The organism is Streptomyces lunalinharesii (assembly GCF_039532155.1).
GTDB lineage: Bacteria > Actinomycetota > Actinomycetes > Streptomycetales > Streptomycetaceae > Streptomyces > Streptomyces lunalinharesii.
The window spans coordinates 171967-184311 of sequence record NZ_BAAARK010000016.1; the positions used below are offsets into that span (position 1 = coordinate 171967).

Genomic DNA, 12345 nt, shown 5'->3' on the forward strand with positions numbered 1-12345 from the left:
GATGCCCCGTCGCAAGAGCCCCGTCGGCCGCTGCATGGCGCAGGTCGCCATGGTCATGAACCTCGACAAGTGCATCGGCTGCCACACCTGCTCGGTCACCTGCAAACAGACCTGGACCAACCGCCAGGGCACCGAGTACGCCTGGTTCAACAACGTCGAGACCCGCCCCGGCCAGGGCTACCCCCGCGGCCACGAGGACCAGGACAAGTGGAAGGGCGGGTGGCGCCTGGACGGCCGGGGCCGCCTCGTGCCGCGCTCCGGCGGCCGCGCCCGCCGCCTGGCCCGACTCTTCGCCAACCCCGAACTCCCGCAACTCGACGACTACTACGAGCCCTGGACCTACGACTACGAGACGCTGATCTCCGCGCCCCTGGGCGAGGACCTGCCGACCGCCCGCCCGCACTCCCTGATCGACGGCCGGCCCACGGCGGTGACCTGGGGTCCCAACTGGGACGACGACCTCGGCGGCGGCCCCGAGCACCTGGCCGGCGACCCGGTGCTCCGCAAGATGAACGACCAGGTCGCGCTGGAGTACGAGCAGGCGTTCATGTTCTACCTGCCGCGGATCTGCGAACACTGCCTGAACCCGTCCTGCGTCGCGGTCTGTCCCTCCGGCGCGCTCTACAAGCGCATCGAGGACGGCATCGTCCTGGTCGACCAGGACCGTTGCCGCGGCTGGCGGATGTGCGTCAGCGGCTGCCCGTACAAGAAGGTGTACTTCAACCACAGCACAGGCAAGGCCGAGAAGTGCACCCTGTGCTACCCGCGCATCGAGGCCGGCGAGCCCACCGTCTGCTCGGAGACCTGCGTCGGCCGGCTGCGCTACCTCGGTGTGATGCTCTACGACGCGGACCGGGCCGGCGAGGCCGCCGCCGTCCCCGACGAGCGGGACCTGTACGAGGCCCAACTCGACTGCTTCCTCGACCCCGACGATCCCGAGGTCGTCCGGGCCGCCGAGGAGTCCGGCATCCCACACGACTGGATCACCGCCGCCCGCCACTCCCCCGTCCGCGACCTGATCACCCGCTACCGGGTCGCCCTCCCCCTCCATCCCGAGTACCGCACCCTGCCCATGGTCTGGTACGTCCCCCCGCTCTCCCCCGTCGTCGACGCCCTGACCCGCAGCGGCCACGACGGCGAGGACCCCGCCAACCTCTTCGGCGCCATCGACACGCTCCGCATCCCCCTCGACTACCTGGCCGGGCTGTTCACCGCCGGGGACACCGCACCGGTCGAGGCCGCACTGTGCCGGCTCGCCGCGATGCGCGCGCACATGCGCCGGATCAACCTCGGTGAGGAACGGAACCCCGACATCGCCCGCGGCGTCGGCATGGACGAGCAGTCCATCGAAGCCATGTACCGACTGCTGGCGCTGGCCAAGTACGAGGAGCGCTACGTGATTCCCACCGGATACACCGTCGACACCGACCGGGACGCCGATCCCGGGGACGGGTGCAGCCTGGAGGGGCACGGCGGACCCGGCATGTACGAGCCGGACGCCTTCCACGCCCCGCCGGTGGCCGCCGCCGGCGCGCGCAAGGGCGGCCTGCGCGACCGGATCAACCTGCTGAACTGGAACGGCCGGGGCCGACCACAGGGCCTGTTCCCGTCCCGCGGCGAAGAGGGCGGCAGCCGATGAACCGCCACCGCGCCGTGCACCAGGCGGCCGCCCTGCTCCTGTCCTACCCCGACCCGAACTGGCCGCAGCGGGTCGCCCACGTCACCGCCGCCCTCACCCAACTCCGCGGCCCGGAGGTGGAGTTGCTGCTCTGCTTCTGCCACGGGCCGGCGCAGGCCCCGACCCTGGAACTGGCGGCGCGCTACGTCACCACCTTCGACCGCACGCGACGCCGGACCCTGCACCTGACCCACTACACCGACGGCGACACCCGCCGGCGCGGCGCCACCCTCGCCGCGCTCAAGGGCCGGTACCGCGCCCACGGCTGGCAGCCCGACGACGGCGAACTCCCCGACTTCCTCCCCGCCCTGCTCGAATTCGCGGCCCGCTGCCCCCAGGCGGGCACGCCCCTGCTCCACCAGTACCGCGGCGCCGTGGACCTGCTCACCCAGGCCCTCGAAGCCCACCGCAGCCCCTACGTCGACGTCCTGCGGGCCGTCCAGCGCACGGTGCCCGCCGGCCCGCCGCCGGCGCCCGTCGCGGACGCCCCGACCCCCGTACCCTTCCCCCTCCTGAGCGCCCCGGGCGACGAAGGAGTCCGCCGGTGACCACGCACGTGCGCATCGCCCTGTGGGGCGTCCTGCCCTACCTGTCCCTGACCGTCCTGATCGCCGGCACGCTCTGGCGCTACCGCTACGACCGCTTCGGCTTCACCACCCGTTCCAGTCAGCTCCACGAGTCCCGGATGCTGCGCGTCGGCGGCCCGCTGTTCCACTACGCCCTGCTGTTCGTCGCCGGCGGCCACGTCATGGGGTTGCTCGTGCCCGAAGGGCTCACCCAACGGCTCCAGGTGAGCGAGACGATGTACCACACGGTCGCGCTCACCATGGGCGGCGCGGCCGGCATCGCGGCCGTCTGCGGCCTGGCGGTCCTGCTCTGGCGCCGGCTGCGGGTGCCCGCCGTCCGCCAGGCGACCAGCCGCAGCGACCGCCTGGTCTATCCGCTGCTGACGGTCGTCCTGTTGGCCGGGCTCACCGCCACCGCCTCCTCGGTGGCCAACCCCTACGACTACCGCCTGGGCGTCTCCGTCTGGTTCCGCAGCCTGTTCGCCCTCGACCCCGACGTCCCGGCGATGGCACACGCGCCGCTGGTGTACCAGGTCCACGCCCTGCTGGCGATGGCCCTGTTCGCGCTCTGGCCCTTCAGCCGGCTCATCCACGCCTTCACCGCCCCCGTCGGCTACCTGATCCGGCCCTACGTCGTCTACCGCTCGCGGGCCCGTGCCACGCCCTACCGTCACCCCGCCACCGCAGGGCCCGTCCGCCGAAAGCCCGCCGCCCGACGGAAGCGGATCGACGCACCGCACTGACCGGTACGCCGGCCGGCCCGCGCGGGCCCGCTTCCGCGCAGCTTCAGCCCAGGCCGTCGCGCCCGCCCGGCGCGAGCGGGTTCGGCACCAGCCCGCCCGTCCGCCGCACCTCGTCGACCGGATCCACGGCCAGCTCCCCGGCGGCCTGGATCAGTGCCTGCAACGCCGGTACCAGTCCCTCGCGTTGCTCGGCCGGCAACCGGCCCACCAACGTGCGGATCTCGGCCCGGCGGTGCGCGAGCACCTGCTCCACCACGTCCCGTCCCGCCGCCGTGAGGCGCAGGACGACCTCGCGGCGATTTTCCGGGTTGGCCCGGCGGTCGACCAGTCCGACGGCTTCGAGCTTGTCGACCATCCGCATCGCGGTCGACGGGTTCACCCCCAACGTGCTGGCCAGCGCGGCGAGTTTGAGTGGCTCGCAGCTCTCCAGCACGACCAGGGCCCGCAGTTGGGGCAGGGTCACGGCGTCGTCTATGGAGGACAGGGCGCGCGCCGAGACGGCCATCAGCAGGCGGGACGCCGTCATGACCGCCACCGTCACGTCCTCGGCCTCCGCATCGAGGTCGGACCATGCGGCGGGCCGGCCGGAGGGCTGCTGCGGTGCGGCTTCGTCAAGAGGCATGGGGAAGGTTATACCGGCCCGGCCGCCCCCGGTACGCCCGCGACCGCACTTCGTTGCCGGCCCGCGCCGACCTGGTGGTTCCGGCGCGCCCAGCGGTACGGACCTAGCGCAGCGGTTCGAGGCACGACACCGTCGTGCCGCCGGGACCGTACCTGAGGTCGGCGTACAACTCCCCGCGGGCACAACTCGTTCCGGCCCGCTCCAGGCGACGCGTCACCCGGTACTGGGCGTCCGGTGCGCCGCACTCCGTCACCTGTAGGTCCTGTTCGTGCCAGTCACCGTCGTTGCGCACACAGGCTCCGACGGCGAGGGTCGGCGCGGTGTCGAAGCCGGGTCCGGACGAGGACCTCGCCCCGTCGGACAGCAGGCCGATGACGAAGAGCGCGGGGAGCGCCAAGGCGACGAGCAGCATCGGCACGAGGAAGAGCAGCGCCTCAGGTCGGCGCAGCAACGGCTTCCCCGGGTCGAGCGCCGGTCGGAAGCCGCCCGTCGGGGCGGTGAGTCCGCGGAAGCGGGCCGCGGGGCCGAGGTTCATCAGCAGGGTGACGGGCGTGATGAACAGGGACATCGGCCCCCACCAGCCCTGCCACAGGGTCCGTGCGGACATCTCGCGGACGGTGGCGAGTCCGCAGTCGCGGCAGAACGTCCCACGCCGGCTCAGGAACCGCATCAGGACGATGATGCCCTGGTGACCGCGGACGACGGCGGGCGCCGCGGGCCCCGCCCCGCAGACACCGCAGGCGGGCGTGCCGGGCTGCGGCGGGTACGGACCGTACGGCTGGGGCACGGCGTATCCGGGAGGTGGCTGGGGCGGGGCGTACGGCCCGTTGGGGTAGGGCGCCTGGTGGTGTGCCTGGCCGCCGGGCGGCGGGGCCCAGGCATGTGGTGCGGATCCGTACGGCGGTGGCGGAGTGGCCACGGTTGTCCCCCTGAGTCCCGTTGACGGCACCGGACGCGGCGCCGACCAGACACCGTAGTGCCTGGTCGGTCGGGGCGTCGCAGGGGGCTCCGGGGGCCGCGCCGTCAGCCGCGCGGCCCCCGGGAGGTCACACGCGGTCGGCGACGATCAGCAGGTACTGGAAGCTTCCGTTGCGGTAGGCGTTCAAGAAGGTGTCCTCGATGCCGGTGACCAGGTGGTCGGCCTCCCGACGCAGCTCCCAGTACGGGAGCGCGGCCTCGGTGAGGTCCTCGACGTGCGCGGGGACCAGCCGGTTGCGGGCCATGGCGTTGAAGTACGCCGAGCGCGGGTGGATGTCACAGATGTAGTGGGCGTTGATCAGCGACACCTCGCGGGAGGCGCGGCCGTAGGCGTCGTTGTAGCAGCCGGTGATGGTGACGTAGCGGCCGCCGCGGCGCAGCAGCCGCGCGTGCTCCGCGAAGAGCAGCTCCAGCTCGACGTACATGGTCGACTCGTTGTTCCACGACGCCGCGTAGGCGCCGGTGGTGAAGCCGGTGTCGAGCATGTTGCGGTGGTGGTACCGCACCTTGTCGTCGATGCCGCGCTTGCGGGCCTGCTCGTTGGCGAACTCGGCCTGCTTGGCGGAGATGGTGACGCCGTCGGCGTGGCAGCCGTAGCGCAGGTTCGCCACCACGCTGCCGCCGCCGCGTCCGCAGCCGGCGTCGAAGACGCGGTCGGTGGGGCCGAGGTCACCGAGGTGGGAGGCGAGGAGGTCGGCCTGGGCGTGTTCCAGGCGGTGCAGTTCGCCGGTGACCCGCTCGCGGCGCAGGTCGGCGTCCTGCTCGTCCAGCACCGAACGGTCGGCGTCCCCGATGCCGTAGTGGTGGTGGTACAGGTCGTCGATCTTGCCGAGTTCGAGGTTGACCGGGTTCTCTTCGGCGTTCCAGTAGTCCGCGACCCGTGACTGGTACGTGGACTGGGTCGGCACCGGCGTGCGGGTGGCGGTGTCGGCGTGTGCGATGGTCAACGGTGACTCCTTGCAGTGGTACGTGGATCGATCTACCAGTAGTTGGGCAGCTGGTAGCGGTCGGTGTTGGTGGAGTGCCATTCGTGGTTGCCGGCGACCCAGTCGGCCAGACCCCGGACGTACCTCTCCAAGAGTGGGGAGAGGGCGGCCAAGGGGGCCGACTCGGTCTCGAACGCCTCGAAGACCTGGTTGTGGATCTCGACGCTCTTGAGGTAGGCGGCCTTGAGGCCGCGCTTGTCGTTGGCGGCCACCACTTGTGGCAGGTTCAGGTGGGTCGGGTCGCTGGCCAGCTCCTTGGTGAAGGAGTACAGGTCGTTGACGATGGTCGTGGCGTTGCACGCCAGGGCGGTGACCCGTTGGACCTCGGGTCGGGCGTAGAGCGCCTCGGGCAGTTCGTAGCCGTCCACCGTGTCGACGATGGACAGGCAGGGGCGGAAGTTGTTGAACTGCCGCATGACCAGGTACTCCCAGACCTGCGGTGCGTACCGCGACTGCGACCAGGACGCCTCGGCGAGGTAGCCGAGGTGCAGCCGGGCCATGTCGTGCACGAACCGGTCGGCCTGGCTGGGCGTGGCGAGGGCCGCGTAGTCCTTCATGGCCCAGTAGTACGAGCGCAGCGGGCCGTCGGCCTGCATGCCCTCCAGCCACTCGGCCTCCAGCGCGGGGGTGCCGTGGTAGGGGTCGAGGGCGGACTGGGCCAGGATCAGGCGACCGCCGAGGATGCTGCGCGAGGCGCCCCGCCCTTCGTCCTCCTCGCAGTAGCAGCTGTCCACGACGTTCTCGGCGAGCAGGAACTTGCCGGCGGCGGTGAGGCGTTCGAGGTCGAGCGCGCCGGGGTGTTGCAGGACGACGGCGCGGCCGCACTGGAACTCCGCGAAGTCGCCGCTCCACTGGGCGGGGAAGAGGTCCAGGCCGCGGGCCCAGGCTTCCAGCCGGCGGTCGATCTCCGCGGCCTTCTCCGGGTCGGCGGGGGCGGCGGCCCGGTACGCGAGGCCGGGTACCGCTCCGCTGCGGCGGGCCCGCAGGTCACGGGCGAGGTTGGGCGGTCCGGGCAGCGAGAACCCGGTGTCGGTGTTGGGGGGCGTGCTCATGCTTCAGACTCCACCGGGTCAGTCGGCGCTCCGGCCGAGCTGGACGTTCTCCAAGATGCCGACGGCGTCGGGCACGAGGATGGCCTGCGAGTAGTAGGCGGTGACGAGGTACTTGATGATGGCGGCCTGGTCGATCCCCATGAAGCGGACGTTCAGGCCGGGTTGGAACTCTTCGGGGATACCGGTCTGGTACAGGCCGACGACGCCCTGGTCCGCCTCGCCGGTGCGCAGCGCGATGATGCTGCTGGTGTGGGCGTCGCCGATCGGGATCTTGCCGCACGGGAAGATCGGGACGCCGCGCCAGGCGGGGACCTCGTGGCCGTCGACGTCGGCCGTGCCCGGCACCAGTCCGCGCTTGTTGCACTGCCGGAAGAAGGCGGCGATCGCCTTCGGGTGGGCCAGGAACAGTCGGGTCTTGCGGCGCATGGACAGCAGTTCGTCCATGTCGTCGGGGGTCGGGGGGCCGGTGTAGGTGCTGATGCGTTGGCCGTAGTCGGCGTTGTGCAGCAGTCCGAACTCGCGGTTGTTGACCAGCTCCCATTCCTGGCGCTCGCGGATCTCCTCGACGGTGAGCCGGAGTTGCTGCTGGGTCTGGTCCATCGGCTCGTTGTAGAGGTCGGCGACGCGACTGTGGACCCGGAGCACGGTCTGGGTGAGGGAGAGTTCGTACTCGCGGGGGGCGAGTTCGTAGTCGACGTAGCCGCCGGACAGCGTCGGCTCGCCGACGTGGCCCGCCTGTACCGGGACCTCCGCCTCCCCCTTGCGGTTCGTGGGGCGCTGCTGCTGCTCCGCGTACGCCGTGAGGTGGGCGGCCAGGGACGGCGCCCGTTCGGTGAACTCCTGGAGCACGCCCCAGGGCAGGGCCATCACCACGCCCGCGGTTTCGGCCCGTACGGAGCTCAACCACCGCGGTTCGGGTTGGCCGATCGCCTCGTCGCCCATCTGGTCGCCGTCCGTGACGACGCCGATGACCTCGTCCTCGCCGTACTTGCCGGCCTTGTAGCGGGCGAACCGGCCGTGGACGACGAGGTACGCCTCGGTGGCGGGCTGCCCGGCCTCGAAGAGGACTTGGCCGGCCCGGACGTCACGGACGCGGAAGCGGCCGGCGATCTCCTTGAGGACCTCGACGTCGTCGTAGCCGCGCAGGACGGGGAGTTCGGTGAGGGTCTGCGGGATGACCTTGATGTCGTCCGCGCCGTTCTGCTCGAACTGGACGCGTCCCCGGCCGACTCGGAGCTGCAGACGCCGGTTGACCCGGTAGGTGCCACCCTTGACGTCCACCCACGGCAGCATCTTCACCAGCCACCGCGAGGTGATGGCCTGCATCTGGGGCACGGTCTTGGTGGTGGTGGCGAGTTGGCGTGCGGCCTGTGTGGCGAGGCTGGTGCGCGCGCTGTCTGCGGGTGGTTCGAGTGCGGGCTCTTCGGTGGCGGAACCGGTGACGCTGTCCGGTGTGGACACATTCCCTCCCGGGAGGTGAACAGAGATGAGCAGAACGGCCAGTGGTGCGCAGGGTGGCCGTGCGCAGGGACAAGCGAAACAGGCGAGAGATCATCCCGGTACGGCGCGAAGGGGGGCGCCTTCGCATTCAGGGGGCGCAAACATCAGAATGTTGCAGAAGGGGCTCACTCGCGCTTCTGCGCGCCCCCTCGCTACCACCATTCCCGGGGATGCATGCACCGCGGGCGTCACCAACCAGGTACCTCATTTGATGGGCGCGTCGCACACTAATCCGAACATCCTTTATTGCCAAGGGACTTGGTCGGTAGGCGGTTCAGGGGCGCTCCTGGCCTCGGCGGTGCGACCACGCCAAGTGGCTCCACCCAAGGGCGGTTTCGTCGTGAGCAGCGCCACGAGGGGGGTGCGTCTCCGTCGGACCGACTGGGACGTCCCGACCGCCTTGGTGGCACCGGCCGTGACGAGCCCCGGACGGCGGCGCAGGCTCGCCCGTCCCGCCCCACCGCGCCCCGAACCGAACGACGCCCCGCCCCTGCCGTGGCAGGGGCGGGGCTGGTCCAGTTCAACTGGTGGTGGGGGATGTCTGTACGGAGTTCGCCCAGGCGGTGAGCAGTTGCTCGTACTCGGCTTGCTCCTCGGGCCATAGCGGCCGACCGACTCGGGCGGCCATGAACGCACGTATGCGCTCGTTGGCCTCGGCAGTGGCGTCTGGGACGCATGTGGGCGTCATGTCGCAGATGATAGGGGCATGAGCGGTCTGCGGCCATTACCGCTTTTGGATGATGTTCACAAGCTCTGACCCTGATGTGACGTTTCCTCACCACGGCGCGGCACCACGCACCCCACCCGCACCGTCGCGGAGAACGGACCGGGGGAACACCGAGCGCGCCGGAGGAAAACCGGAGGAATGAGAGTAAAAATTCCCCTCCGAGCGGCCTGGCGACTGGTTTACCGGAGCGTGGCGAGCCCTTGCCGGAGAGCGGTCGAATCTTTAGCGAGGGCACTCGACCCGTCGGCTGCTTTGCGCCAGCCCGCTCCCGTGTTGACGCGTATAGCGCCCACTCTCCCTTACCGCCGCGCGTAGCCATTCACACCTTTTGAGAGTTATGGAAATTTGTTGCGTTTTGTGGCGTTTCTTGACATTTGTGAGGTAGTGGGCGGGTGCGTACCGACCTCTCAGACGAGGCGGGCGCGGCACGAACCAGCAGGTGGTGAACCCCGCGTGAGGCTGCGTTACACGGAGGCCAAACCTCGGGGGAACGGACGAGCTGATCCATTTTCGTCGTGTGCAGGCGTGCATTTTTATTGGCCTACACCTGCCTAGTTCACCTTCCGGTCGGGTCCTACGTTCTTCAACGACCCCATTCGACCGGATCGGAAAGGGGGCACAATGCTGGATTCCCTCTGCGCGTCGTTTTGACTTCGACCGGAACCGGCCCGGGATGGTCACTGGAAGCCCCCGGCGGGTTGCCGATTGATCGTTGTGAGGTATCCCTTAGTTCTGCCGTTGGCCGGGCTGTGAAAGGGCACCGAACGGCGAACACGAGCACGCCCAGACCGGCGTTCTCACGCTGGGTGCGAAACGACTGCGCCCGGGCGTAGAGGTCGAGGATCGGCGGCGCTTTCGGGCGCCGGGAAACCATCGGGGAGTCGTACGTCCTTTGTCGCCGGCGGTACGCCTGAGGTTATGCCAGGGGACCGTTGGTGAATTCGTCTGCCGGCGGGCGCATTGAGCATTCCGGTGTCGTCCGATACGGCACGGGACACGACTGTCGGGCGACGACTGCTGCGCGTCGCCCGACAGGTGGTGCCGGCGGGCCGGCACTTCTCACGGCACTGGCGCCGTTGCGGGTACGCCCGCGACGTCGGCATGCCCGCAAGGCCCGGTCTCCTCGCTCAACAGGGCGGACGCGCCCTGACGCACCGCACCACGGCACGCCCTCCGCCGGCCCCGCGGCCCCCACGGGCCCGCCCCGACCCGCAGGTCCGGCGCATCGGATTCAGTGCGCACAAAGCGCATGAGACTCAAGGAGTTCGCATGGTCAGAGAACCCGGTGACGGCCCGCCCGGCGACCCGCTGGAATCCCGCACGCCGCCTGCGGACGGCGGCGATTCAGCGGCCGGCGTGGAGCGCGCCTTCGCCGAATTGCTGGCCGAGGTCGTGCGCACCGAGCGGGTCGCGGTCGACAGTCATTTCTTCGCCGACCTCGGTGCCGACTCGCTGGTGATGGCGCACTTCTGCGCACGGGTCAGAAAGCGGCCGGATTTGCCGCCGGTGTCGATGAAGGACATCTACCAGCACTCGACGGTGCGCAGCCTCGCGGTCGCGGTGGTCGATGCCGCGCCCGCCCGAACCGCCCCCGGTGTCACGGAATCCGCCCCGACCGCCGCACCGCCGGACGAGGCACCACCCACCGGCAGCACCGTGCGCTATGTCCTGTGCGGGGTGGCCCAGTTGGTGTTCTTCCTCGGGTATTCGGGCCTCGTCGCATTCGCCACCACGCGCGGATACCGATGGGTGGCCGACGGTTCGGGACCGAGCGGCGTCTACCGTCGGGCGGTCGCCTTCGGAGGCGCCGAATTCCTCGGGCTGTGTGCTTTCCCGGTCCTCGCCAAATGGCTCCTCATAGGCCGGTGGACGGCCCGCGCGTTTCCCGTCTGGGGGCTGACCTACCTGCGCTTCTGGATCGTGAAGGTCCTGGTGCACGCCAACCCCGTCGTGCTGTTCGTCGGAAGTCCCGTGTACGTGCTCTACCTGCGGGCGCTCGGGGCGAGGGTCGGCAAGCACGTCACGATCCTGTCCCGCACGGTCCCGGTCTGCACCGACCTGCTCACGATCGGCGCCGGGACGGTGATCCGCAAGGACGCGTTCTTCCTCTGCTACCGGGCCCATGCCGGGCGGATACAGACGGGTCCTGTCACCCTCGGACGAGACGTGTTCGTCGGCGAGCGGACGGTCCTGGACATCGGCACCTCGATGGGCGACGGTGCGCAGCTCGGCCACACCTCCGCGCTGCCGCGCGGTGCGAGCGTGCCCAGCGGGCAGCGGTGGCACGGCTCGCCGGCCCAACCCACCGAGGTCAACTACGTACGGGTCCCACCGGTGCGGTGCGGCACCTGGCGACGGGCCGCGTTCGGCGTGGTGGGCCTGGCGAAGGCGCTCCTCCTCGGCGTGCCGCTGATCGTCGCCGGCACCGCCCTGCTGCTGACCCGGGTGCCGGTGCTGGACGGCCCGGACGGCCTCGCTCCGCAGCCCGTCACCTCCGGCGCGCTGCTCCTCGACGCCCTGGCCCTCTCCCTCGTGGGGTTCGTCGGCTTCGTCGTCGTGGGTCTGGCCGTGCTGGGCACCGTTCCCCGCCTGTTGCACCGGCTGCTCGTCCCCGGGACGGCCTACCCGCTCTACGGATTCCGCTACTCCGTGCACCGCACGGTCGCGCGGATGACCAACCTCAAGTTCTTCGTCTGGCTCTTCGGGGACAGCTCCGCCATCGTCAGTTACCTGCAACGGGGCCTGGGGTACCGTCTCTCCCCCGTCGAGCAGACCGGTTCGAACTTCGGCATCGGGCTCCAGCACGACTCCCCGTACCTGAGCACGGTCGGCACCGGCACGATGGTCGCCGACGGCCTGTCGCTGCTCAACGCCGAGATCTCCCGGACCTCCTTCAGCGTCGCCCGCACGACGATCGGCAACCACAACTTCCTGGGCAACTACATCGCCTACCCCGCACAGGGTCGCACCGGTGAGAACTGCCTGCTGGCGACCAAGGTGATGGTCCCGCTGGACGGGGAGGTCCGCACCGGTGTGGGCCTGCTGGGTTCACCGTGCTTCGAGATACCGAGGTCGGTGGAGCGCGACAGCCGCTTCGACCACCTGCGCAGCGGCGACGAACTGCACCGACGACTGGCCGCCAAGAACCGCTACAACCTCCGCACCATCGCCCTGGTCCTGTTCATCCGGTGGGTGCACGTCTTCGGCCTGACGCTGCTGAGCCTGGCGACCGCCACCCGCGACGACGGCGTGGGCCTCGCCCTGGACGCCGGCTTCCTGGCGGGGAGCCTGGGGTTCACCGCCGTCTACTACGCGCTGGTGGAGCGGTGCATGACGCGGTTCCGCCCGCTGCGGCCCCAGGTGTGTTCCATCTACGACCCGTACTTCTGGCACCACGAGCGGCTGTGGAAGGTCCCCGACACCCACTTCAACGCCTTCAACGGCACCCCGTTCAAGAACCTCGTCTGGCGCCTGCACGGCGTCCGCCTCGGAC

General features: G+C 70.3%; 10 protein-coding genes. 4 read left to right on the top strand and 6 right to left on the bottom strand.

What is annotated here, in order from left to right:
- The first annotated feature begins 1 nt into the window (after window position 1).
- Genes narH through narI form a run of 3 tightly spaced genes read left to right on the top strand, consistent with a single transcriptional unit; the run spans window position 2 to window position 2987 of the window.
- Window positions 2-1639, top strand: a complete 1638-nt coding sequence (narH, locus tag ABD385_RS23850; protein ID WP_344579512.1) for a nitrate reductase subunit beta — start codon at window positions 2-4, stop codon at window positions 1637-1639.
- Window positions 1636-2226: a nitrate reductase molybdenum cofactor assembly chaperone gene (gene narJ / locus ABD385_RS23855; protein WP_344579513.1), complete on the top strand. Its 591-nt coding sequence runs from the start codon at window positions 1636-1638 to the stop codon at window positions 2224-2226. The genes narH and narJ overlap by 4 nt, the downstream gene beginning before the upstream one ends.
- A complete protein-coding gene (gene narI, locus ABD385_RS23860) occupies window positions 2223-2987 on the top strand; it encodes a respiratory nitrate reductase subunit gamma (protein WP_344579514.1) in 765 nt (254 codons plus the stop codon). The genes narJ and narI overlap by 4 nt, the downstream gene beginning before the upstream one ends.
- Before the next feature lie 43 nt (window positions 2988-3030).
- Here narI and ABD385_RS23865 read toward each other — a convergent pair whose 3' ends face one another.
- From ABD385_RS23865 to ABD385_RS23890, 6 genes are all read right to left on the bottom strand, one after another.
- The gene (locus ABD385_RS23865) at window positions 3031-3609 is read right to left on the bottom strand and encodes a MarR family winged helix-turn-helix transcriptional regulator (protein ID WP_344579516.1); all 579 of its coding nucleotides are present in this window, start codon (window positions 3607-3609) and stop codon (window positions 3031-3033) included.
- A 103-nt stretch (window positions 3610-3712) separates the two neighbouring features.
- Complete coding sequence (locus ABD385_RS23870) at window positions 3713-4528, bottom strand: LppU/SCO3897 family protein (protein WP_344579519.1); 816 nt, start codon at window positions 4526-4528, stop codon at window positions 3713-3715.
- Between the two features lie 127 nt (window positions 4529-4655).
- Window positions 4656-5534 carry a geranyl diphosphate 2-C-methyltransferase gene (locus tag ABD385_RS23875; protein ID WP_344579521.1) on the bottom strand — a complete coding sequence of 293 codons (879 nt, stop codon included), beginning with the start codon at window positions 5532-5534 and terminating at the stop codon, window positions 4656-4658.
- A gap of 32 nt (window positions 5535-5566) precedes the next feature.
- A complete protein-coding gene (locus ABD385_RS23880) occupies window positions 5567-6625 on the bottom strand; it encodes a family 2 encapsulin nanocompartment cargo protein terpene cyclase (protein ID WP_344579523.1) in 1059 nt (352 codons plus the stop codon).
- 18 nt (window positions 6626-6643) lie between these two features.
- The gene (locus ABD385_RS23885) at window positions 6644-8086 is read right to left on the bottom strand and encodes a family 2B encapsulin nanocompartment shell protein (protein ID WP_344579525.1); all 1443 of its coding nucleotides are present in this window, start codon (window positions 8084-8086) and stop codon (window positions 6644-6646) included.
- Between the two features lie 559 nt (window positions 8087-8645).
- Entirely contained in the window at window positions 8646-8813 is a 168-nt protein-coding gene (locus tag ABD385_RS23890) for a hypothetical protein (RefSeq protein WP_165479610.1), read from the bottom strand.
- A 1308-nt stretch (window positions 8814-10121) separates the two neighbouring features.
- Here ABD385_RS23890 and ABD385_RS23895 point away from each other — a divergent pair.
- The coding region (locus ABD385_RS23895) for a Pls/PosA family non-ribosomal peptide synthetase (protein ID WP_344579528.1) at window positions 10122-12345 on the top strand (2224 nt) is incomplete at its 3' end.

What these genes read in the sequence shown, in the direction of transcription:
- ABD385_RS23890 (WP_165479610.1), bottom strand. Translation starts at nt 8,813, where the DNA reads ATGACGCCCACATGCGTCCCAGACGCCACTGCCGAGGCCAACGAGCGC.
- narH (WP_344579512.1), top strand. Translation starts at nt 2, where the DNA reads ATGCCCCGTCGCAAGAGCCCCGTCGGCCGCTGCATGGCGCAGGTCGCC.
- ABD385_RS23865 (WP_344579516.1), bottom strand. Translation starts at nt 3,609, where the DNA reads ATGCCTCTTGACGAAGCCGCACCGCAGCAGCCCTCCGGCCGGCCCGCC.
- ABD385_RS23880 (WP_344579523.1), bottom strand. Translation starts at nt 6,625, where the DNA reads ATGAGCACGCCCCCCAACACCGACACCGGGTTCTCGCTGCCCGGACCG.
- narJ (WP_344579513.1), top strand. Translation starts at nt 1,636, where the DNA reads ATGAACCGCCACCGCGCCGTGCACCAGGCGGCCGCCCTGCTCCTGTCC.